Source organism: Phreatobacter aquaticus, from assembly GCF_005160265.1.
Classification (GTDB): Bacteria; Pseudomonadota; Alphaproteobacteria; order Rhizobiales; family Phreatobacteraceae; genus Phreatobacter; species Phreatobacter aquaticus.
This window is the reverse complement of the sequence record NZ_CP039865.1, coordinates 2,773,022-2,793,143: the sequence shown is the minus strand read 5'-3', so window position 1 is coordinate 2,793,143 and position 20,122 is coordinate 2,773,022. Positions and strand designations below refer to the sequence as shown.

Sequence of the window (20,122 nt, the reverse complement as noted above, 5' to 3'; positions counted from 1 at the left end):
CGTGGTTCGACTTGCATTGGCCGCCGCAGCGAGCCTTCTCGCCGCTGGTCCGGCGGGCGCCGTGATCAATGGCCAGCCGGTGCCGGCGGGCGATCCGCTGGCGCGGGTGACCGTGATGATCTCGACCCGTCAGGGCTTCTGTTCCGGCGCGGTGATCGGTCCCAATCTCGTGCTGACCGCCGCCCATTGCGTCGACAGTCCCGAGCCCGTGGCCGTGCTGACCTTCGGCCCCGGACGACAGCCGATCATCAACGAAGTGGCGGCGCGCCAGGTGCACCCCGCCTACAAGCGGGCCGACTGGCAGAACCGCCGCACCTCGATCGATCTCGCCGTGGTGCGCACCACCCGCCCCATCGGCGAGGGCACGTCCCGCGCTGATCTTTCAGGCGGCGGCGTGCCGCAGCCCGGCGCATCCATCCGGCTTGCCGGCTTCGGGCCGCTCAGCGAGGGCGACGGCCGCTCGGCCGGCGTGCTCCGATCGGCAGCCCTCACCGTAACAGGCAGGCCGGGGAGCTATCAGGTGAGGCTCACCGGACCGGCTGGCGGCGCGCTTGGCGCCTGCACCGGCGATTCCGGCGGCCCGGTCTTTGCGACCGAAGGCGGGCGCCCGGTGATCGCGGGCGTCGTCAGCTGGACCACCGGCGCCGGCGAGGCGCGCTGCGGCGCGCTGACCGGCACCGTTCCCATTGCCCCGCACCGCTCGTGGATCGCTGGCGCGATCCAGAGCCTTGGAGGACCCCGATGAGAGACAGACTGATCGCCGCCACGGCCCTCGCCGGTCTCGCCCTTGCCCTGCCGACGCCGGCTTCCGCCATCATTGGCGGCAGCGCGGTCGGTCCGGGCGATCCCCTGTCGCGCTCCTCGGTCCTGGTGGTCACCGGCGATGCCAATGGCTGCACCGGCACGCTGGTCGGCCGGCGGAGCGTGCTCACCGCCGCCCATTGCGTGCAGGGCGCGCGGATCGCGGTGGTCGCCTTCATCCGCAACGGCAATATCGTGGCGCTGACGCCGGTTCTGGCGGCCGCCGGCCATCCAGGCGTGCCCCGCCAGGACGGCAATACCGCGCCCATCGATGTCGCGGTGCTGACGCTGCGCGACCTGCCGCCGGCAGGTTTCGGCGCCGCGCGCATCGGCGGGCGCGATCCGGCACCCGGCACCCGCGTGACCATTGCCGGCTTCGGCCGCCAGCAGCTGGATTCCATGCGCTCGGCCGGTCAGCTCCGGCGGGTCGACCTGCCGGTCATCACCCGCTCGGTATCAGGCTATACCGCGCTCGGCTTCCAGGAGCGGATCGGTCGGGCCTTTGCGCCCTCCGCCTGCCAGGGCGATTCCGGCGGACCGGCGCTCGCCGGCGGTTCCGTGGTTGGCGTGGTCAGCCTGGTCTCTGGCCCGCCGGAGACGCGCGGCTGCGGCAGCCTGACGGTCGCTATGCCAGTGGTCGGCATCGCACCATGGATCCGCGGCGCCATCGCGTCGGGCGAGAGCCGGGCACCGGCCAATCCGCAGGTGGCGACCCTGCCGCCGCCGCGCTCGCCGACCCGCCAGGGCCTGCCGCCCTGGGCGCGGATCGACGGCGCGCCGCCGCCGTAGGGGTCAGCTCGCCGCGATCTTCATCAGCTTGATCGCGTCGTAATCCGCCACGCCGCCGCCGACACGCTTGGTCGTGTAGAACAGGACATAGGGTTTGGCGGAATAGGGATCGCGCAGGATGCGCAGGCCGAGGCGATCGACCACCAGATAGCCGCGCCGGAAGTCGCCGAAGGCAATCGGCGTGGCATTGGCCGCAATATCCGGCATGTCCTCAGCCTCGGTGACCGGGAAGGTGAAGAGGCTCGCCTCCCCGCCCGCCTGTGCCGGCGGCTGCCAGACATAGGCGCCGCTCTCGTCCTTGAACTTGCGGACTTCAGCTTGCGTCTTGCGGTTCATGACGAAGCGGCCGTTCTGCCGGAAGCCGGCCTTCAGCGCATAGATGAGGTCGAACAGCCGGTCGGCCGGGTTGGCGGTGGCGAAGGCCGCCGCCGCGCCCGAGACCGTGAAGCCGATCTTGCCCCATTCCCAGGAGGCATTGGCCACCAGCGTCTGGGTGAGGAAGCCGGTCGGCTTGTTGGTGCCATCGCCTGACACGAAGGCCTTGCCCTCCTGCTCGGCGAAGACTGTCTCGACCTCCGAGGCGATCCATTGTTCGAGATCGACGGCGGCGTCATCGATCAACGTCTGGGTGGCCGCCGGCATGGCGTAGAGCTCCATGGCCGGGAAGACCTGTTCGGCGAGCACGGGCGAATCGGTGGTGGTGCGCGATGCCGTCTCGCCGACCCAACCGAAGGCCGGACCGGTCTTGGCAAAGGGGCGCTTGAAGCTTGGCGCCGACACCTGGCGGACGCCGGCAATGGCGCGGATCGGCGAGATGGCAGCCAGGCGTTGGGTCACCGTCGTCTCGACCTCGGGCGGGGCGAGATAGCCGCCATCCGGCCCGGAGCCCGCCGACAGCGCGCGGGTCTCGAGAACCCTGAGCCCCTGCGTCTCGCCGGAGCGCATATAGGCCTCGAAGGCCGCCTTGTGCTGGCAGGCGGCCAAGCCCTTGTCGGGCCGCTCCAGGCCGAGCGCCGGCCGGCGCGCCTCCACAGCCAGGCGCTCGATACGCTGCATCTTGGCGTCGAGTTCGGCATTGATGCGGGCAAGCTTGTCGTCGAGCAGCACATCGGCGGCGCGCCGCTCGTCGGCGACGAGGCGCAGATCATTGGTCTCCTTGAAGGCCTCGTGGGCGCGCATCAGCGCCTCGTGGGTGAGGCCGGCCTCCGGCGCCAGCGCCTTGGTCTCGGGGGAAGCGGCAGAACGGATGTCGAGGGTCATGAGGCAGGATTCCCTTGAGGTTGGGGTGGAAAGGGCCAAAGAAAAAGCCGCCTCGCGGGTGCGGGCGGCTGGGGTGATGAGGTGGATCGGGTCTCGTCAGGCGGCGGCGAAATATGCGGCAGATGGTCCGCACAGAACCGCGGATTTGCTGCACTGCAACTCGATTTTAATGCACGAGCACAATCAACAACCCTGTCCACACGATCAGCGCGACCGATACGATAATATAGATGACAGGCTGAGAGGCTTCGTTCCTATCCATCTTTGACAATATATATTTATAAAACATTCCCAAAAATGCGTACAGAAGCACAACCAACACAATGTACGACATCGTCAGTTCTCAAATATTTGCGCGACAACCTCCTCGTTTCGCAGCACAAGATACTCAAGGAAATTCTTTTCCCGTTGGGCACCATGCCGCATCTATTTAAACAAGGCATAAATTTGTACAATTCTATGCGTAACGGCGTGTAACAACCTGTATCTCGCGTATGCGCCACTCCCGGCAGACGGCCTCGTGGAGACGCATCAGCGCATCGTGGGCGAGGCCCAGTTCGGCACCAAGCGCCCTGGCTTGGACGGGAGCAGTAAGGTCAGTTTGGAGCGAGCAAGAGGGCCGCGACACGCTGCGCTCTGTCGGGGTTGGGCGTCAGTCCCATCCAGGCGATCTCGATGTCGACCAGATAAGCGGCAAGGCCAGCTTGCGACATCTCACCGGCAAGGTGCCGCACCAGAACGCGGACATAGTCGTCATATTCATCGGCGCAGGCCGGGACATCGGCAATGCCGATCGGGTCCCAATGGGCCATCAGGATTTGGCGGATGCGTTGGAAGCCGGCGGTGTGGGTCATGACTCTGATCCCGCATCAGACTCCAGTTCCAGCGGGAACGGTGTTGGCTGCCACAGGGGTTCGAGCTTGTTGGCTTTGACGGTCAGCGCCTCATACTCGCGGAGCACGGCTGCGAGGCCGGCCCGGTCCCGCGCCTGGATGAGCGGGTGGAGCCGGCCGATGATGGGCGCCGCGTAGTCGGCCAGATCGGGATCGGCAAAACGGCTCTGGCCCGTTTCCAGCGCCTTGCACATGATCGCAGCCGTCTTGAGATCGCCGTGCGCCACGGCGACCACCAAATATTCCAGGTGATAGCGATAGAAGACGGGGCTCGGCACGCCGCAATGGAGGAAGTGAGCATAGTCGTCGAGGGTCCGGGTGGCACGCAGTTCGTCGAGCACGACTGGCTCGATCTGCGCGAACAGCTTCTCCGCCATGAGAGGGTCCGACAGCCGCCAGCCGCCCTATTTGGCGGGCGGGTAGATCAGATTGGCGCGGCCACCGAGAACGCCATCAGGCTGACAGAGAAACCCCACGCGGCTCGTCACGCTGCGCAGGTCCGGGCCGCCGGTCCGGTCAATCATGCCCCAGCGGACGAGATGCTGGACGGGCATGACGACGATCGAGAGCCGGTGAAAGGTCAGATCGGGGTGCCGCTGCAGGAGCGGCCGCAGCATTCTGCGAGTTGGGCGACAGGCGTCACTGGATGGGCCTCGCAATCATCAGCGCGCTCGGCCTAGAAGAAGACATTCCGGCTCATCTGGTGCTCGACCTCCGCTCCCCCAATGCCGACCTGCACCTTGTCCGGCCATTGGCGGTGATTGACCCACACCCTGAGCAGGGTTTCGATGTCCGGAACCGAAATGGAGAGGATGTCGTCAGCCGCGGAGGTGGAGACGGCCAGCTGCCGGGTCGGCGTGGCGATCACGCCGCTCACCACAGGCGCATAGCCCGGATCGACCTCTTCGGGCGTCCCGATCGAAAGCTCGGTGGTGCCCTCTTGCTCATGCTGGCAGACGACGCTCAGGCAACTTTGGGTGAACCGAAATTGTGTGGCGTAGGTCGGGACAGGCGGCGTCATGTCAGTCGGGGAGCTCAAGAAAATGAGGCCGTGCGGAAATGCGTACGTGATTGTCTTCATTGCCGCCTGTCCCATTTGTCAGTGTCGCGGATGAGCCCACTCTCAAGCGCGCTCGCCCGGTTGTCGGCATTGACGGGCCCTACAATGCGGGACCAGGCCGACCAGAGCATCACGATGCCAACTCCCCGGTCTCCAGCGGAAACGGCGTCGGCTCCCAGAGATGTTCAAGTTTGTTGGTCTTTACCGTGAAGGCTTCCCAGGAATGCAGCAGGGTAGCGACCGCGTGACTATCGCCAGCGCGCAAGGGCGGGAGCAGTTCGTAGACGGCACGGTCGAATTCCTCCCGATAGAAAGGGACAAAATTCCTTGAAGCGGCTTCCAGCAGCTCACAATCAGACAATGCGCCGATAAGATCGCCCATGGCGGCCCGGAGGATGGGACGTCTAAAGAGAAGACCGTTGGTGGCTGGCCGGGGATGACCCGGCGGCGGATACTCGCAATAGGCGATGTAGTCTTCAAGAAGCGGTCGGGCGCGCAATTCCGGCAAGGCCATTTCTTCCACGCATTCGGTCAGCCGATCGACCAGGTCGGGCACGTCCCTCGTCCAGCGTTTCCGTCCCGGTGGATAGAGGAATTGCCCGAACTGAAGGGGCAGAAACCGCTTGGGTTCGAACAAGTGCGTCACAGCCCATTGAGGAACGAACTCGTCCTGGGACGAACATCGGTCGATCATGACGAACCGCGCGACATGCTTGACCGGCCGCAAGACAAGCTTCCGCCCCACGAGCGCAAGATCGGTGTTGCGCTGCAGAAGAGATCTTGTCACTTGCTTGACATCAGCGACAGTCGTCATCACTCCGGCCGAATTTCGGTAATGGTGAACCTCTTAGTCCTATAGATACTGGCGACATTGCCAGCAATCTCGGCGATGCGCGCCGACGTCAGCCCACTCTGCCCTGTCTTGATATCATAGACACAGACGACATCGTTTTTTGTTCTCTCGAAGACGTCAATGCGAATTGAACCCAGCTGACCATAGCCTGCTTCTTCTGACTTAATCAGAGAAAATTCGGCCCTAAAATCAGGATCACTCTTTCCGACCTCCCTTGCGACTGCTGCATGGACGGCCGTCCCAAAATTCTGCGGCGACATGTCGGGATGTTCTCGCCTGTAGTATTTGGCAGCCTCGTTCGTCATAGCCTGAACGTCCCCGCGCCTCTCGCATAAATCATCGAGTTCCTGCTGCGTCAGTCTGCCAACGAAGCTCAGCTGCGGATCCGCAATATTACCGGATGACGAATATTCGCGAGAGTTGAAGGCGGCAACGGCCTGAGTGCCACCGACATTGCGACCGGCCAGGGCGCCATAGAGCATCAGCCCCAACTCGACGGTCTTGGCGCCCACTCCTGGCTGCAGATAGGCCTGCTGGACCACCGGTTGTGCCTCGGGTCCGGCAGGCGTCCATTCTGTGCGGCTCAGGACGCGGCCAGCCCCGTCCCGAATGGTCTGGACGTTGCCCTCAGTTTCGAAGCTGCGGCTTGCGCCATCCGCCGCCATGACCACGTGGCGCTCGTCGTAGCCCGCAGTGCGCGACGCGGCATATTCGGACCGAATTGCGGAGCCGTCGGGATTGTGCGTCGTCGCGACGATGGAGCCATCGGGTCGGCGCGTGGTCTCCACCGTAGCGCCGCTGGCATCGGTCGTGACCTCGCGAGCCGGGCTGTCGGCCGCCGGTGTCGGCGCAACCGTATCGCCCTCGCCCGTCCATTGCCCGCCGCCGGACTGGCCGGCCGGCACGCGCGGCTGCTCCGGGTTGAACTGCCTGAGCGCCAGGCGCATCCGCGCCACATCAATGGAGACGCCGAGCCAGCCGATCCGCATGGCGCGGGCAAGCAGCATCTGCCGCGCGGCCAGGGCCGCTCGTTCGTTCGGTTCGATCATGTCGAAGGGTCCCGCCTGTCAGGTCAGGTGCGGCGCGGCCGGCTCACCCCAGCGCGGTCACCCGCGCGCCGGGCAGAGCTGGAAAGGTGACAATCGAGACCTCCCAGAGGTCGATCTCGATCAGCCGTCTCAGGCCCCGCCTGCGGTCGGCTGCGGCCTTCACCGCCTTGAATCCGATGGAGAGGCCGTCCAGCGCACCGGCGCGCAGCAGATCCAGCGTCTCGGCGCCGCGGGCGGTGGAGGTGGTGAGCTTTCCCGTGACCCGCAGGCCCCGTTCGTCCTCGGTGAGAGCCAGCCAGAGGCCGAGCGGCGTCGCCGGATCATGCTGCCAGAGCATGCGGATGCCGGCGGGGCCGCGGCGGGCGAGCGTCGCGGCGAAGGCGCCGGGCTCGACCACGTCCTTCTGCGCATCGGCCAGGCCGAACAGCGAGGCATAGCCGGTGAAGAGGCCCGTGGCGGTGTCGAACCGGGCGCTCATCGGCGCCTCCCGGTCTCGGCACGGGGGACATTGGCCTTGGCGGGTTTCGGCGAAGCAGACACTGCCGTGCCGGGGCGCGGGCGCGCCTCGAGGGAGGCCAGCACCGCCACGAAGCGGCGGATCGGTTCGTCGGCAAGGCGGGGCGCTGGTGCGGCACGTGGCTTGATCAGGCGGATCATTGAGGGAACTCCGGGATCAGTCGCGCGAGGCGCGCTCGTTGAAGCGGGCGAGCTCGCGCACGAAGGCATCGAAGCGGCGGTTGGCCTGGCTAAGCTCCCGCAGCGTCCAGACGAGCAGGCCGGTGGTGACGGCGGCCCACATGAAGAGGGCGAGGCTTGCGAGATCGGCGCGCTCGACAAAGGCGCGCACGACCGGTTCGGCGGTCTGTGGCAGCATGAGCGGGGCTCCTGGGGGGTGGGCGGTCTAGGCGCGGTGCGCAACGGCCCGATCTCTCCAGTCCTCATCCTGAGGTGCGAGCGTAGCGAGCCTCGAAGGACGTGGTGCCGCCTGGCGCAGAAGAGGTCCTTCGAGGCTCGCCTGCGGCGAGCACCTCAGGATGAGGAAGGAACAATGCGAGCTCAGCGGAACCGATGACGGTTCGTCACCTCTCCGGCTTCTCCGCCGGATAGCCGACCGCCACACGCTTCTCGCTATCGGCCAGAAAGCCCGCCGCGCCGACGCGCCGCCAGAGGCTTTCGCGCTCGGCATGAAGCGCGCCGATCTGATCCTCATCGGCGATGGCCAAAAGCCCCTCGCCCGGCGCCAGCCAGCCGATGAGCGCCGCCATGATGCGGCGGGCGAGCGGCAGCGCCGTGTCGCGGCAGAAGGCGCGGTTGGCCTCCTGATAATTGGCATAGGTGGCGTCACCGGGAATGCCGAGGACCAGCGGCGGCACGCCAAAGGCGAGCGCAATCTCGCGCGCCGCGCCGTGCTTGGCCTCCATGAAATCCATATCGCGCGGCGACAGTGACAGGGCCTTCCAGTCGAGCCCGCCCTCCAGCAGCATGGGCCGGCCGGCATTGCGCGCGCCGCTGAAACCCTCGTCGAGCTCGCCCTTCAGCCGCTCAAACTGCTCGTCGCTCAGCGTGCCCTCGCCGGAATAGACCAGCGCGCCGGAGGGCCTCGCCGCATTGTCGAGCAGCGCCTTGGTCCAGCGCGTTGCGGCATTGTGGATGTCGATGGCCGAGGCCGCAGCCGCCAGCGGCGCCAGACCGAAATGGTCGTCGAAGGGATGCGGCAGGCTGAGCTGCAGGATGGGCGGAACCGGCCCCTCCTGTACGAAGCGCACAGCGCGGCCGTCCACCTCATAGTCGAAGGCGGCGGGACGGCCGCCCTCGCCGGGAATGAGCCGCATGCGGTCGGGCCGGAGGCCATGAAGTTCCGCCACGCGCCCGTCGACCACGACCGCCTCGACATAGGCATTGCCGGTGAGCAGGAGGTGGGCGGTCAGGCCCTCGACGAGGCGCACACGGTCCTGCGTCTCGTTCGGCTGGTCGATCAGCACGACAGCCGGATGGGCGGAGGCGTCTGCGCTGTCCTTTGTCACCTGGAATGGGATCTCGGCCACCGCCTGCGATACCCTTTGAACGGCGCGGGCCGCCACGGGATTGCAGGAGAGCGCCTCGGCGACGAAGCGCTTGGGATCGCGCGCCGTCCAGACCGGGCGGCCGGGCCCGGAGAGCGCGACCAAAGCTGCCGTGCGCGAGCGCTTCTGTTCCGGCGCACGGAACAGCTGGGAGAGGAAGGACATGGTGGCTCCTTGGAACGAAGCAGGCGCGGCGCCCGCCTCGCTCCAGCGAAGCAGCTCAGCGCGGCGGGGTCTTGGGTCCGAGGCTTGCCGGCAGCATCCGCCAGAGCAGGCCATCGCGCATCACAAGCTGGTGCCAGACGACGAGGCCGATATGGCCGAGCATGGCGGCGGCGAGGCACCAGGCGGCCCCGATGTGAATCCCTTGCGCGAGCGTTGCCAGCCAGCCGATCTTGCCGATTGGATTGGGCAGCGGCCAGCGGCCGAACAGCATCACGCCGTAGTCGCCGGCCATGACGAACAGGAAGCCGGAGACCGGCATCACGACCATGGCGGCGTAGAACACCTGCTCGGCGCGGTGGATGAAGCGCTTTTCACCGTCGGTCAGGGTCGGCGCCCAGTTCGGCAGGCTGCCGACCCGGCGGTTCAGAATTCTGAGGATCGCGATGGCGAGCGCCACCAGTCCAAGCGACTTGTGCCAGTTGAACAGCGTGTCCTGGCTGAGCCCCAGAACAAGCTCGCCCTCCGCCATGCGCTGCATCACGAAGCCGGCGACATATTGCCAGGCGAACAGACCCACAATCAGCCAGTGATAGACCTTGGTCCACCGCCCGTAGCGATGTTCAGTATTGATCCAGCTCATCGCAGCCCCCGCCGATGGATCAGGCTAGCGGAAGGGCACGGCGGTGCAAACGGGCATTGGCTTGTGCCAGCGGCGGCACCGCTCAGGTCAAGGCGAGCTGGAAGGCCTGCTGGTCGTCCCGCACGATCAGGCGTTCCGGGTGATCGGCCAGCACATCTGTCGGGATCTTGGCGGCGAAGGCGAGACCGCCCTGCCGATGGACGGCGTAGGGCGGCACCTCGCTCCGCTCATAACCGACAAGGGCGAGGCCGGGGCCGATATCCTGCCACTCGGCATCGCGGCTTTTCCGGAAGCTCTGGGTCCGTGACCAGTCGAAGCTGACGAGGCGCCGGCCCTGCGGCCCCGCACCGATGGACGCGGCGAACTCAAGGGCCATGCCCAGCGCGTCGTCGGACAACCGCACAGCGCCCGCGTGGTTGAAGCCGTTCTCGTCCGTCGCCAAGATCGTCATCGCAGGCCCTCCGGTCGATTGCGACCTTCCAATCTCTCACTTGGTGATCTCAAGCTGGCTGACGGACCACACCCGGCGGGCTGCTCCCCGAACCGCTGCGCCGAAATGAGGTGCCATCATAACAGTCAAATGTAGCGCTCCAACTCTTGTTGCCGAAACTGTCGGCATAGCGCGCGATGCCCGTTGGAATACATATCGGCACAACGCTACCCGCCACTACATTGGCCGCGCCATTGCCTGTCCAGCGACCGGCGCCTTCTTGGCCCGCGGGCACACGAGGCTGAGCGCGGTCAAACCGCTGGTCCAAGGACCTGCGCTTCAATGCAATGTGTTTGCCTTGGACGTACAATTCGATTGCCCCGCAGTAGAGCTCTACGATGTCAAGCTGGATCGATCGGCGTGTCATCATCTCGCTCCTCACAGCCCCCTGACACGCGCCTGCGGCACGGGCCGGAGCGCCAGATGGGTCACCGCCCATACCAGCGCGTCGAGCTGGTCGGGCGAGCGGCCCGAGGAGAGGCCCGAGGGACCGAAATCGGCGAGTTCATCTTCGAGTTCAGGCAGCGCACCGACATGGTGGACGCGTCCCTGCGCATAGAGCGCTGCCACCGGCTCGGCCCGCAGATGCTTGGAGCGGATGGCGCGCACCGCCGTCACAGGAATATCGGGCGCGACCTCGCCCATGACCGCGGTCACCATGTCGCCGCCCTGATTGACCTCGACGACGAGGCTGTCGGCCTCGACAGCCCGATAGAGCGCGGCGGCACGTGCCGCCCATTCATCGGGCTTCAGACCCGCCGCGCTGTGATCGGCCAGCACGAAGACCTGGTCCTCGGCATCGATCCCAGCCGCGACAATGCCGCAGGCATCGGCGCCTTTACGGTGCGAGGCCGGCGGATCGACAGCGACGACAATGCGGACGAGCGGCGGGGCCGCGTGCACCCGCGACGCTTCGATCGCGTCGCGGGCAAACAGCGCGCCCTCGCGGTCGTCGATCAGTTCGCCATCCAGTTCCTGGCGGCCGAGCCGCGTGCCGCCATAGCGGCGGGTCAGCGCCGCGACAAAACCCGGCGCGAGGTTCGCCGCATTGTCGGCGGTGGTCGCCCGGGTCACCACGGTCGAGGGATCGGCGAGAAGCCGGCGCATCAGCGGCGTCGGGCGCGGCGTGGTGGTGACCACGGTGCGCGGGCGCTCGCCCAGCCGCAATCCGAAGGCGAGCATGTCCCAGGTGGCCTCTGCGCGCACCCATTTGCCGGCCTCATCCGCCCAGGCGGCATCGAATTGAGGGCCGCGCAACGCTTCCGGGTCTTCCGACGAGAAGGCCAGAGCCACCGCGCCATTGGGAAAGGTCAGGCGGCGCTTGGACGGTTCCCACAGGGGGCGCTCGCTGGCAAAGCCGACATGCAGGAGGCCCGAAACACCCTCCACCATCACGTCGCGGACGGCGGCCATGGTCTCGCCGACCAGCGCGATGCGGCCGACCGGCGCGGCGCCCAGTCGGCCATGGACGGCGCCCGCCACCCATTCGGCGCCGGCGCGGGTCTTACCCGAGCCGCGGCCACCGATGATCGCCCAGGTGGACCAGTCGCCGGGCGGCGGCAGCTGGTCGGCACGCGCGAAGATTTCCCAGTCGGCGGCAAGGATCGCGGCCTCAGCTGCGCTCAGGCTCGCCAGAAACGTTTCCAGGCGCCCCTGCCCGCTCGAGCGCATCAAGGCGGCGCGCAAGATCGCGGCGGAGGTCATCCAGCGTCTCCGGGGTGGCCAACTTGCCGTCATCGGCGCGGGCGGCGAGGCGGGCACGGTCGAATTCGACCAGCTTGTCGAGGGCCCGCGTCAGCACGCCAAGATCGCGGGCTCGTGCGGTGCGGTCGGAGCCGCCGATGGCGGCGGTTGCCTCCGCCACCTCGCGCTCCAGCGCTGCCCAGAGCCCGGCGACGACGCTCGCCCGCTCCGGGCACAGCTTGAGGCCGGGGCAGAGATAGCCGCCGTCGCTCTTCAGCGCGGCGATGCTGGTGCGCTGGATGCGCTTCGGCCAGTTCTCGCGTTCGCGCAGTGCATAGATGGTGGAGGCCGCGACTTCGAAGCGGCGCGCAATCTCGCGCACGGGGAGGACATCGCCCTCGTAGAGCCGGCGGATCTCGCCGAGCTGTTCGGGGGCGCGCAGGAACTTGGTGGTGAGCGATGGCAAGGGGCAGCCTCGATAGCGTGAGGACATGCCGGGGCCGGCCGTCAGCGCCTTTGCCCCGGCCCAAACAAAACGCCCGGCCGGGATGTCTCCCGCCGGGCGCACTTGTTGAACATGACGCAAACCTACCGGAGCAGCGTCACGCTGTCAAGGCTTATTTTCCTCTAATGAGCTTATTTTCAGGCCGCGGCCTGAAGCGCCATCGCCTCGACGGCTGCGCGCTGGATCGTGCTCGCCATCTCTCCGGTCACCGCGCTCTGCTCTTCCACCGCGCTGGCGGTGGAATTGACGAAGCTGCGGACGCTGTCGATCGACGCCTTGATCGTCTCCAGACCCATGAGGACATCGCTGGAGATGCCGCGCATCGATTCGATCTCGGAGGCGATCTGGTCGGAGGCGTGGCGGGCCTGGGCTGCCAGGCCCTTCACCTCGTTGGCGACCACCGCAAAGCCGCGGCCTGCCTCGCCGGCGCGGGCCGCCTCGATCGTGGCGTTGAGCGCCAGCAGATTGATCTGGCCGGTGATGTTGTTGATCATGTCGAGGATGCCGGTCATGGAGGCCGCCGCGGCGGTCAGCCGGGCGGTCTGGCTGTCGGCGGCATCGACGCTGTTGACGGCGGTATCGGCGGCATCCTTGGAGCGCAACATGTTCTGCGAAATGTCGCGGATCGAGGCCTCGAGCTCCTCGGCGCCGGCGGCCACCTGGGTGACGATCGACGAGACGAATTCGGTCTTCTTGCGGCGCATCACCTGCTCTGTGATGTTGGAGGCAAGCTTCACAACCTTGAACGGCTTGCCCTTGGGATCGAGGATTGGATTGTATGAGGCCAGGATCCAGATCTCGCGCCCCCCCTTGCCGATACGGCGATACTCGGCTGCCTGGAACTCACCGCGCGCAAGCCGCGCCCAGAACTCGCGATAGGCAGCGCTGTCGCGGTCGGTGGGATCGACGAACATCCGGTGATGCTTGCCCTGGATCTCGGCGAGCGAGTAGCCGATCACGTCGGTGAAATTGTCATTGGCATCGATGATCGTGCCGTCGAGGCTGAACTCGATCACAGCCTGGGAGCGGTTGAACGCCGCGATCTGACCTTCGATATTGGCGAGGTGCATCTTGGCGCGGGTGATGTCGCTGGCATACTTCACGACCTTGGTCGGCCGGCCCGAGCTGTCGACGATCGGCGTGTAGGTCGCCTGGATCCAGACATCGTGGCCATCCTTGGCAATCCTGCGGTACTCGCCGCCCTGGAACTCGCCGCGCGCCATTGCCTTCCAGAACTCGCGATAGTCCGGCGTCTCGCGCTCGGCGGCGTCGACGAAGATGCGATGATGCATCCCGACAATGTCATCGCCGGCATAGCCCATCGCCTCAAGGAATATGGCGTTGGCCGAGGTAATCGTGCCGTCGAGGTTGAATTCAATCACCGCCTGCGACCGGCGAATGGCCGAGACCTCGGCCTCGAGTTCTGTCTGCTTTGCACTGCGCCCAAAAATGCCCATGTCCCGCTCTCTCTCTTGGGATGATGGGCTGACGTTCGCATCGGCGTCTTCAGGAACCCTCTGCGCATTTGTCTAAAATTACAGACAAACTCTGATGCAATCGACATTTTTCGTTGTTTTTCAACATGGTCTGTCCGAACCGTCATCAAGGGTGCGGCCAGGACAGACATTCCACCAGGGATCCGCGCGCTGCAGGCAGGGCTCGCATGAGCTTGCAAATCGGCCGGTTCCGGCAATAGTCGGCGCCGGAAACACCGAGGAAACCATGCGATTTCTCCCCTATACCGATAACGGACGCCCTGCCCTTGCCATCGTCACCGGCGACCAGGCCATAGACCTGAAGGCGCTCGATCAAAGCCTGCCGCACGAGCTGGAGGATGTCGCGGCCGGTGGCCCGGCCATGCTGGCCACGATCAAGGCCGCCCTCGCGAAAGGCGGCGCGAAGAGCGTGCCGGCCAAGGGCCTTGTCGCCCGCTATCCGGTCTCGGCCACCCACAAGGTGATCTGTGTCGGTCTCAATTATGCGCTCCATGCCAAGGAGGGCGGCAACGAGATCCCGACCTATCCGGCCTTCTTCCTGCGCGTGCGCGATTCGATGACCGGCCCCGGCGAGCCGATGGTGCGCCCGACCGTTTCCGACAAGTTCGACTACGAGGCCGAGCTGATGATCGTCATCGGCACGGGCGGCCGGCACATTCCGGAAGCCTCCGCCCTCGACCACGTGTTCGGCTATACCTGCTTCAATGACGGCTCGGTGCGCGATTTCCAACGCAAGTCGAGCCAGTGGACGCCGGGCAAGAATTTCGACCGCACCGGTGGCGTCGGACCGGTCATCGTGACCCCGGACGAGCTGCCGCCGGGCGCGCATGGGCTGAAGATCGCCTCGCGGCTGAACGGTCAGACCATGCAGTCGTCGAACACCAACGACATGATCTTCTCGGCGGCGAAGGCCGTGTCGCTCTGCTCGGAATTCACCACGCTCCGCCCCGGCGACATGATCGCCATGGGCACGCCGGAAGGCGTCGGCTACGCGCGCAAGCCCCCGGTCTTCATGAAGCCGGGCGACACGATCGAGATCGAGATCGAGGGCATTGGCGTGCTGTCGAACCCGGTCGTGGCGGAAGGCTGAGGTCACCGCCTCCGCTGGCGCGACCTTCACCCTCCCCTGACGAGAGCTCGCCCCCTCACCCGTCGCCTTTCAGGCGCCGACCTCTCCCCAACGGGGAGAGGTGAAGAGGAGGCCTCACCTGTCGGGCGGCGCGTCACCCAATAGGCGTCATGCCCGCCCTTGCGGCGGCATCCACGACTGCGTTCTACCAAGCGGAAGGCAAAGACGGGAATGGCCGGGAGAAGCCCGGCCATGACGTAAAGTGTTGGCCCGAGCGGGCGAAGCAAGTGCTCACCCCTCCCCGCACCATCCCGCGATGATGCCGGCGGCAACCGCGACCGCGCGCAGGTAATCCTCGACATCGACCCATTCGTCGACGCTGCCATTCTGGCTGAGATCACCGCAGAGCGGCCCAAGCCCGATGGTCGGGATGCCGCGCTGGACGATCGGATTGCGGATGTCGCTGCCGGTATGCATCGGATTGACGATGGGCGGCTTGCCGGTGATCCGCGCGACCGCCTCGGCGGCCACCTGGAACAGCGGATGGGCCGGCGCGATCTCGGCCGCGCTGGTGCCGGAATGCCAGACGATCCGGGGCGGATGAGCGGTAAGCCAGGCATCACCGGCAACAGCCCCAGCAATCGCCGCCTCGATCTCGGCCACCACCGCCGAGAGCTTCTCGCCCGGCGGGAATGACAAAGCAGCCCCCAGCCGGCAGGTCGCGGGAACACGGGCGAGCCGGTCGGGATCGCCCGCCGATATGTCCGACAGCATGAGATTGGTCGAGCGGCCGACCTCGCCGTGAAGCGCCGGATGGTGGACGCGGGCGGCGCGCTCGACATCGAGGCGCTGCAGCGCCGCCGCGATCAGCATGATCTTGTCGATCGGATTTTCGGCGAGATGGGCAAAGCCGGTCTGGAGCGGTTCGGTGGTCGGCGGCGCCTTGCCCTCGACGATCACCCGGAACTCGACCTGCCCCGAGGCCAGCGCCTTGATCTCGCCCATGCCGGCCCCGGACTCGGCTGGGTGGAGATAGACCGCGGCATCGGCAGTGAGGCCCTGATGCATCAGCGCCGAGACGCCGCGCGCATGGCGCTTGCTCGGCGTCGAGACGAGGATCACGTCGCCTGCAGGACGGCCTCCTGCCGCGGTGACGATCGCCAGCGCCTCGACCATGATGGCGACACCGGCGAGGTCGTCGGCGACGCCCCAGCCATGGATGCGGCCGTCAGCGATCTCGCCCGCGAAGGGATCATGCCGCCAGCGATCGGCTGATGTCACAGGCTCGCTGTCGGGATGGGCGAAGAAGATCAGGCTGCGGCCGCCGCCAGTGCCTTTCAGCCGCGCCACCACGCAGCTGCGCTCGCCCGTGTCGATCGCACCGGTATCGGCGAATTCCTCGACCATCGGCACGTCATCGGGGCGGTAGGCCACCGTTTCCACAACGGCGCCTGCGGCCGTGGCGCTGGCCGCGACCAGCGCCTGAACGGCGGCCTCACCGTCGCGACCGGCGGCGATCAGGCCGCGCAGGGTCGCAAGCGACTGGTCACGACGGGCCGCCGCGGCGGCCAGAATGGTGTCGAGATCGGGTCCGGCCATGGCTGTTCTCCGGCTCAGATCATGATGCGGGCCTGACGCCGGCGCAGGAGCCGGATCAGGCTGAAGGTGGTGTAGTCGATCGGGTCGGAACCGAGCGGCGCATCGCGGCCATCGACCCTGAGATAGACCGGCCCCGGACCGGCGATCGCCTCGACCTCGAAGCGGGCCTGGGTGATGGCGGGATCGGCGGTCAGTTCGGCCGTGGTCTCGTCGAGGCCGAGGCCTGCGAGCGCCACGCCGACGGCGACATTGATATGGCGCGGGAACTGGCGGACCGCCTCGCGCACGCTGGTGCGGAGAAAGGTCGTCGGCGCGGTGACGCCGGCGAGATCCGTCATGGCTTCTGCTGCCGACCCGCGCCAGCGTTCAACGGGATAGGCGGCGCGGAAGGTGACGGCGGAGAGGACGTCTTCGCGGGCGGCGGCGAGAAACTCGATCGAGCCCATGGCGCCCGCCGGGATTTCCAGCCGGCCCGGACCCGTCGCGGCCGCGGTGCGCAGGCGTTGTTCGACGACGTGATCGGCAAAGGCTGCGAGCGACAGCGGCATGAGATCGGCGCCGGAGGCGAGCACGGCCGGACCAAGCGCGGCGAGCGCTGCGGCAGAGGCGCATTCCACCACGACATCAAGGCCAAGGCCCAGAAAGACTGCGGGATCGGTGAAGACCCGTTCCTCGCCGACAATACCAGCCACCGCCTGCTGCCGCTCCGCGCTCACCAGCACGCCGGCCAGTTCCGGCGCATCCTGCGTCCCGGCCAGGCGCTCGGCGATCCGGCGGCCGATGCGGCCGAAGCCGATAATGCCGAAGCGCGTGCCGCGCCGCGCCGCGTCAGCGGTCATCGCGGGCGAGTTCCTTGGTGGTCTCCACCCGGACCGCATAGGCCTTGGCGTAATAGGCCTCGATCCGCCGCTGGACCATGTCCCAAACCGTGGTCATGAGGAGGTAGAAGATGGCGATGACCATGAACACTTCGAGCACCTCGAAGCGCTGCTGCATCAGCACCTGGCCGCGCCTGAGAAGCTCTTCCATCGAGATGACCGAGGCAATCGACGTGGTCTTGAGGAGGCCGTTTACCGAATTGCCGAGTGCCGGCACGATGACCCGCATGGCCTGCGGCATGGTGATCAGGACGAAGGCCTTCCAGCGGTTGAGGCCGAGCGCCATGGCGGCGTCGCGCTGGCCGGCCGGCACCGACTGGATGCCGCCGCGCAGGATTTCCGAGAGATAGGCGGCCTCGTTCAGCACCAGGCCGAGAAGGGCCGATTCAATGACGTTCAGCCGGATGATGCCGAGCTGCGGCAGGCCGGTATAGATGATGATCAGCTGGACCAGCAGCGGCGTGCCGCGAAACAGCCAGACATGGCCGCGCGCAATGCCCGACAGGAACCGGTTGCCGGACAACCGGAACAGCACCAGCACGAAGGCCAGGATGAAGCCGAGAAACAGGGTCGCTACCGTCAGCCCCAGCGTCACGCCGGCACCGCCGATCAGATAGGGATTGACGAAATAGCTCCAGAAGCCGGACCAACTCCAGACCTGCATCGGATGTCTCCTGCTTGGACGGCATTCCACGAAAAAGCGCGGCGGGAGGGCCCGCCGCGCTGGGATCAGGCAATGAGCCCGCGGATCATGCCGGGCCGGGACCCCTGATGGAGAATTCCGGCTCCGCGATCTTCAGCACGCCGTACTTGTCGAACAGCTGGTCGTAATAGCCGGACTTCTTCAGCGCGTTGAGCCCGCCGACCGCTTCGTTGGCCAACGTCTTGTTGGCGAAGGCGAAGGTGGCGACCTGCGGGAAGAGGCCCGCGACAGCGCGGTGGAAATCGCCGCGGCCCTGCCAGAACATGGCGGTCGCATCGATCGAGGTGGCGGCGTCGACCTGGCGGGCGCGGAGCGCCTGGAAGGCTTCGGCGAAATTGTTGAAGGTGCGGATCTCGATGCCCTTGAGGCCGGCCTTCTTCAGCATCTCGTCGACTTCGCGGGTACGCCGCTCCTCGATGCCGCCGAGCTCGACGCCGACCGAGCGGCCGGCGAGATCTTCCCACTTGGCGATGTTCAGCGGATTGCCACGCCCCACCAGGAACGAGATGGCCGCCAGCTCATAGGGCACCATGTACATGAGCTTCGAGCGCTCTTCGGTCCAGAAGATGCCGGTATTGATCATGTCCCAGCGCTTGGCGGCGAGGCCCGGCACCATGGCGGCGAATTCGATGCGGACATATTCCGGCGTCAGGCCGAGGGTCTTGGCAAGCTCGTTGCCAAGCTCGACGCGCATGCCCTGAAGCTCGCCCTTGTCATTGACGAACTGGAGCGGCGGCAGCGTCGGGTTGATCGACATGATCAACGTGCCCTGCTTGATGATGTTGGGCGTCGAGACCTTGGCCTGGGCGCTGGCCGGACGGCCGGAGAGCGCAAGCGAGCCGGCCGCCGCACCGGCAGCGGTGAGGAAGGTTCGCCGGTCGAGGCCTGCGGTCACATGCGGGCGCTTATTGGTCATTGCTGTGATCCTTTGATCGTGACGGACTGGCGTCGAAGGCATACACAATGTATGCAAAGTTTCATGCCATCCGCAAGCCTGCGGCACTGCGGCTTTAGCGGGCACCTGGTTGCCCAAGAAGGCAGCAGGCGGGGCGGCGAGCGGGGAAGCCGGAGGATCGGGGTTTTGAATCCGCATGTCATGACGGTCACGGGGCCGATCGATCCGGCCACGCTCGGCCCGACATTGATGCACGAGCACCTGCTCTGCGACCTCACGCCGCGGACGCTCAGGGGTTCGGGCCGCTCGGAAGTCGAAATCGATCTCGCCAATGCCTTTGCCGTCGCCTACCGGCCGAACGACCATTTCGGCAACCAGCGCCTGCAGGACCTCGACATCGCGATCCGCGAGGCTGCGATCTTCAAGGCGGCCGGCGGCGGCGCCATCGTGGAAATGACCATTGCCGGCATCGCGCCGGACACTGAAGGGCTAGCGGCAATCGCGCACGCCACCGGCGTGCATGTCATCGCGGGATCAGGCTTCTATACCGAGGGCTATCAGGACGAGGCCACACTCGCGCTCTCCGTCGAGGCGATGACCGAGACGATCGTCGCCGAACTGCGCGAAGGCCTTCATGGTACCGCCATCCGCGCCGGCATCATCGGCGAGATCGGCTGTTCCTGGCCGATGACGCCATTCGAGCGCCGCTCGTTGCAGGCGGGCGCCCGGGCTCAACGCGCAACAGGCGCGACGATCACCGTCCATCCCGGTCGCCATCCGCAGGCGCCGCATGAGATTCTCGACGTGCTGGAGGCCGAAGGCGCCGACCTCTCCCGGGTGATCATCGACCACATGGACCGCACCTATGAGACCGACGATGCTGCGGTCCTGGCGCTCGCCCGGCGCGGCTGCGTGGTGGAATATGATTTCTTCGGCATCGAGACGTCGCAATACTGGATGGGCGTCGCCGACCTGCCGAATGACTGGATGCGCATCCGCGCCATCCGGAAACTGTTCGAAGCCGGGCTCGGCGCCCAGGTCGCCATTTCCCACGACATCTGCACGCGCTCGAGGCTCGCAAGCTTCGGCGGCCACGGCTATGCTCATCTGGTCACCAATGGCGTGCAGCTGATGCGCGACCGCGGGTTCTCCCAGGCAGAGATCGACCTGATGCTGGTGGATACGCCGCGCCGGCTCCTGACCATCGCGGGGGCCGCATGAGGCCCGCGAC

24 protein-coding genes are annotated in these 20,122 nt (G+C 66.6%); 4 read left to right on the top strand and 20 right to left on the bottom strand.

All coding sequences use genetic code 11. The features are described from left to right. Position 1 precedes the first annotated feature (1 nt). Complete coding sequence (locus E8L99_RS13105) at positions 2-745, top strand: S1 family peptidase (protein WP_137099959.1); 744 nt, start codon at positions 2-4, stop codon at positions 743-745. Continuing rightward, positions 742-1,590 (top strand): trypsin-like serine protease, encoded by an 849-nt coding sequence (locus E8L99_RS13100; RefSeq protein WP_137099958.1) that lies wholly within the window; start codon positions 742-744, stop codon positions 1,588-1,590. Before E8L99_RS13105 ends, E8L99_RS13100 begins: the two co-directional genes overlap by 4 nt. 3 nt (positions 1,591-1,593) lie before the next feature. Here the strand turns inward: E8L99_RS13100 and E8L99_RS13095 are convergent, their stop codons facing one another. The 16 genes from E8L99_RS13095 to E8L99_RS13020 all read right to left on the bottom strand — a co-directional run bounded on the left by E8L99_RS13095 (position 1,594) and on the right by E8L99_RS13020 (position 13,708). Then, the gene (locus tag E8L99_RS13095) at positions 1,594-2,850 is read right to left on the bottom strand and encodes a phage major capsid protein (RefSeq protein WP_137099957.1); all 1,257 of its coding nucleotides are present in this window, start codon (positions 2,848-2,850) and stop codon (positions 1,594-1,596) included. A gap of 596 nt (positions 2,851-3,446) precedes the next feature. Continuing rightward, positions 3,447-3,704 (bottom strand): hypothetical protein, encoded by a 258-nt coding sequence (locus E8L99_RS13090; RefSeq protein WP_137099956.1) that lies wholly within the window; start codon positions 3,702-3,704, stop codon positions 3,447-3,449. Then, on the bottom strand, positions 3,701-4,120 hold the full coding sequence (locus tag E8L99_RS13085) for a hypothetical protein (RefSeq protein ID WP_137099955.1): 420 nt from the start codon (positions 4,118-4,120) through the stop codon (positions 3,701-3,703). The genes E8L99_RS13090 and E8L99_RS13085 overlap by 4 nt, the downstream gene beginning before the upstream one ends. 27 nt (positions 4,121-4,147) lie before the next feature. Then, positions 4,148-4,360, bottom strand: a complete 213-nt coding sequence (locus tag E8L99_RS13080) for a hypothetical protein (protein WP_137099954.1) — start codon at positions 4,358-4,360, stop codon at positions 4,148-4,150. Between the two features lie 59 nt (positions 4,361-4,419). Continuing rightward, positions 4,420-4,824, bottom strand: a complete 405-nt coding sequence (locus tag E8L99_RS13075; RefSeq protein WP_137099953.1) for a hypothetical protein — start codon at positions 4,822-4,824, stop codon at positions 4,420-4,422. A gap of 109 nt (positions 4,825-4,933) precedes the next feature. Next, complete coding sequence (locus tag E8L99_RS13070; protein ID WP_137099952.1) at positions 4,934-5,617, bottom strand: hypothetical protein; 684 nt, start codon at positions 5,615-5,617, stop codon at positions 4,934-4,936. Continuing rightward, complete coding sequence (locus tag E8L99_RS13065) at positions 5,617-6,705, bottom strand: hypothetical protein (RefSeq protein WP_137099951.1); 1,089 nt, start codon at positions 6,703-6,705, stop codon at positions 5,617-5,619. Before E8L99_RS13065 ends, E8L99_RS13070 begins: the two co-directional genes overlap by 1 nt. Positions 6,706-6,748: 43 nt before the next feature. Continuing rightward, entirely contained in the window at positions 6,749-7,183 is a 435-nt protein-coding gene (locus tag E8L99_RS13060) for an HK97 family phage prohead protease (RefSeq protein ID WP_137099950.1), read from the bottom strand. Continuing rightward, positions 7,180-7,362, bottom strand: a complete 183-nt coding sequence (locus E8L99_RS13055; RefSeq protein ID WP_137099949.1) for a hypothetical protein — start codon at positions 7,360-7,362, stop codon at positions 7,180-7,182. The genes E8L99_RS13060 and E8L99_RS13055 overlap by 4 nt, the downstream gene beginning before the upstream one ends. 16 nt (positions 7,363-7,378) lie before the next feature. After that, positions 7,379-7,579 (bottom strand): hypothetical protein, encoded by a 201-nt coding sequence (locus E8L99_RS13050; RefSeq protein ID WP_137099948.1) that lies wholly within the window; start codon positions 7,577-7,579, stop codon positions 7,379-7,381. A 205-nt stretch (positions 7,580-7,784) separates the two neighbouring features. Further along, positions 7,785-8,933: a phage portal protein gene (locus E8L99_RS13045; RefSeq protein WP_137099947.1), complete on the bottom strand. Its 1,149-nt coding sequence runs from the start codon at positions 8,931-8,933 to the stop codon at positions 7,785-7,787. A 55-nt stretch (positions 8,934-8,988) separates the two neighbouring features. Further along, the gene (locus E8L99_RS13040) at positions 8,989-9,573 is read right to left on the bottom strand and encodes a cytochrome b (RefSeq protein WP_137099946.1); all 585 of its coding nucleotides are present in this window, start codon (positions 9,571-9,573) and stop codon (positions 8,989-8,991) included. An 82-nt stretch (positions 9,574-9,655) separates the two neighbouring features. Next, positions 9,656-10,024: a hypothetical protein gene (locus tag E8L99_RS13035; RefSeq protein WP_137099945.1), complete on the bottom strand. Its 369-nt coding sequence runs from the start codon at positions 10,022-10,024 to the stop codon at positions 9,656-9,658. 417 nt (positions 10,025-10,441) lie between these two features. Then, positions 10,442-11,767: a DNA-packaging protein gene (locus E8L99_RS13030; RefSeq protein WP_252511103.1), complete on the bottom strand. Its 1,326-nt coding sequence runs from the start codon at positions 11,765-11,767 to the stop codon at positions 10,442-10,444. Beyond that, positions 11,676-12,212 carry a helix-turn-helix domain-containing protein gene (locus E8L99_RS13025; protein WP_137099944.1) on the bottom strand — a complete coding sequence of 179 codons (537 nt, stop codon included), beginning with the start codon at positions 12,210-12,212 and terminating at the stop codon, positions 11,676-11,678. The genes E8L99_RS13030 and E8L99_RS13025 overlap by 92 nt, the downstream gene beginning before the upstream one ends. A gap of 176 nt (positions 12,213-12,388) precedes the next feature. Further along, complete coding sequence (locus tag E8L99_RS13020; RefSeq protein WP_137099943.1) at positions 12,389-13,708, bottom strand: methyl-accepting chemotaxis protein; 1,320 nt, start codon at positions 13,706-13,708, stop codon at positions 12,389-12,391. A gap of 265 nt (positions 13,709-13,973) precedes the next feature. Between E8L99_RS13020 and E8L99_RS13015 the strand changes: the two genes are divergently transcribed. Further along, positions 13,974-14,837 carry a fumarylacetoacetate hydrolase family protein gene (locus E8L99_RS13015; RefSeq protein ID WP_137099942.1) on the top strand — a complete coding sequence of 288 codons (864 nt, stop codon included), beginning with the start codon at positions 13,974-13,976 and terminating at the stop codon, positions 14,835-14,837. Positions 14,838-15,107: 270 nt separating this feature from the next. On the opposite strand, the gene E8L99_RS13010 is transcribed toward E8L99_RS13015, so the two are convergent. From E8L99_RS13010 to E8L99_RS12995, 4 genes are all read right to left on the bottom strand, one after another. Beyond that, positions 15,108-16,415 carry a M20/M25/M40 family metallo-hydrolase gene (locus tag E8L99_RS13010; RefSeq protein ID WP_137099941.1) on the bottom strand — a complete coding sequence of 436 codons (1,308 nt, stop codon included), beginning with the start codon at positions 16,413-16,415 and terminating at the stop codon, positions 15,108-15,110. A gap of 14 nt (positions 16,416-16,429) precedes the next feature. Continuing rightward, the gene (locus tag E8L99_RS13005) at positions 16,430-17,254 is read right to left on the bottom strand and encodes an aspartate dehydrogenase (protein WP_168201666.1); all 825 of its coding nucleotides are present in this window, start codon (positions 17,252-17,254) and stop codon (positions 16,430-16,432) included. After that, on the bottom strand, positions 17,244-17,957 hold the full coding sequence (locus E8L99_RS13000) for an amino acid ABC transporter permease (RefSeq protein WP_137099939.1): 714 nt from the start codon (positions 17,955-17,957) through the stop codon (positions 17,244-17,246). Before E8L99_RS13000 ends, E8L99_RS13005 begins: the two co-directional genes overlap by 11 nt. A gap of 85 nt (positions 17,958-18,042) precedes the next feature. After that, positions 18,043-18,912, bottom strand: a complete 870-nt coding sequence (locus E8L99_RS12995; protein WP_137099938.1) for an ABC transporter substrate-binding protein — start codon at positions 18,910-18,912, stop codon at positions 18,043-18,045. Between the two features lie 180 nt (positions 18,913-19,092). Between E8L99_RS12995 and E8L99_RS12990 the strand changes: the two genes are divergently transcribed. Further along, the gene (locus E8L99_RS12990) at positions 19,093-20,112 is read left to right on the top strand and encodes a phosphotriesterase family protein (protein ID WP_210421762.1); all 1,020 of its coding nucleotides are present in this window, start codon (positions 19,093-19,095) and stop codon (positions 20,110-20,112) included. Positions 20,113-20,122 lie beyond the last annotated feature (10 nt).

What these genes read in the sequence shown, in the direction of transcription:
- E8L99_RS13100 (WP_137099958.1), top strand. Translation starts at nt 742, where the DNA reads ATGAGAGACAGACTGATCGCCGCCACGGCCCTCGCCGGTCTCGCCCTT.
- E8L99_RS13095 (WP_137099957.1), bottom strand. Translation starts at nt 2,850, where the DNA reads ATGACCCTCGACATCCGTTCTGCCGCTTCCCCCGAGACCAAGGCGCTG.
- E8L99_RS13090 (WP_137099956.1), bottom strand. Translation starts at nt 3,704, where the DNA reads ATGACCCACACCGCCGGCTTCCAACGCATCCGCCAAATCCTGATGGCC.
- E8L99_RS13085 (WP_137099955.1), bottom strand. Translation starts at nt 4,120, where the DNA reads ATGGCGGAGAAGCTGTTCGCGCAGATCGAGCCAGTCGTGCTCGACGAA.
- E8L99_RS13080 (WP_137099954.1), bottom strand. Translation starts at nt 4,360, where the DNA reads ATGCTGCGGCCGCTCCTGCAGCGGCACCCCGATCTGACCTTTCACCGG.
- E8L99_RS13075 (WP_137099953.1), bottom strand. Translation starts at nt 4,824, where the DNA reads ATGAAGACAATCACGTACGCATTTCCGCACGGCCTCATTTTCTTGAGC.
- E8L99_RS13070 (WP_137099952.1), bottom strand. Translation starts at nt 5,617, where the DNA reads ATGACGACTGTCGCTGATGTCAAGCAAGTGACAAGATCTCTTCTGCAG.
- E8L99_RS13065 (WP_137099951.1), bottom strand. Translation starts at nt 6,705, where the DNA reads ATGATCGAACCGAACGAACGAGCGGCCCTGGCCGCGCGGCAGATGCTG.
- E8L99_RS13060 (WP_137099950.1), bottom strand. Translation starts at nt 7,183, where the DNA reads ATGAGCGCCCGGTTCGACACCGCCACGGGCCTCTTCACCGGCTATGCC.
- E8L99_RS13055 (WP_137099949.1), bottom strand. Translation starts at nt 7,362, where the DNA reads ATGATCCGCCTGATCAAGCCACGTGCCGCACCAGCGCCCCGCCTTGCC.
- E8L99_RS13050 (WP_137099948.1), bottom strand. Translation starts at nt 7,579, where the DNA reads ATGCTGCCACAGACCGCCGAACCGGTCGTGCGCGCCTTTGTCGAGCGC.
- E8L99_RS13045 (WP_137099947.1), bottom strand. Translation starts at nt 8,933, where the DNA reads ATGTCCTTCCTCTCCCAGCTGTTCCGTGCGCCGGAACAGAAGCGCTCG.
- E8L99_RS13040 (WP_137099946.1), bottom strand. Translation starts at nt 9,573, where the DNA reads ATGAGCTGGATCAATACTGAACATCGCTACGGGCGGTGGACCAAGGTC.
- E8L99_RS13035 (WP_137099945.1), bottom strand. Translation starts at nt 10,024, where the DNA reads ATGACGATCTTGGCGACGGACGAGAACGGCTTCAACCACGCGGGCGCT.
- E8L99_RS13030 (WP_252511103.1), bottom strand. Translation starts at nt 11,767, where the DNA reads ATGACCTCCGCCGCGATCTTGCGCGCCGCCTTGATGCGCTCGAGCGGG.
- E8L99_RS13020 (WP_137099943.1), bottom strand. Translation starts at nt 13,708, where the DNA reads ATGGGCATTTTTGGGCGCAGTGCAAAGCAGACAGAACTCGAGGCCGAG.
- E8L99_RS13015 (WP_137099942.1), top strand. Translation starts at nt 13,974, where the DNA reads ATGCGATTTCTCCCCTATACCGATAACGGACGCCCTGCCCTTGCCATC.
- E8L99_RS13010 (WP_137099941.1), bottom strand. Translation starts at nt 16,415, where the DNA reads ATGGCCGGACCCGATCTCGACACCATTCTGGCCGCCGCGGCGGCCCGT.
- E8L99_RS13005 (WP_168201666.1), bottom strand. Translation starts at nt 17,254, where the DNA reads ATGACCGCTGACGCGGCGCGGCGCGGCACGCGCTTCGGCATTATCGGC.
- E8L99_RS13000 (WP_137099939.1), bottom strand. Translation starts at nt 17,957, where the DNA reads ATGCAGGTCTGGAGTTGGTCCGGCTTCTGGAGCTATTTCGTCAATCCC.
- E8L99_RS12995 (WP_137099938.1), bottom strand. Translation starts at nt 18,912, where the DNA reads ATGACCAATAAGCGCCCGCATGTGACCGCAGGCCTCGACCGGCGAACC.
- E8L99_RS12990 (WP_210421762.1), top strand. Translation starts at nt 19,093, where the DNA reads ATGACGGTCACGGGGCCGATCGATCCGGCCACGCTCGGCCCGACATTG.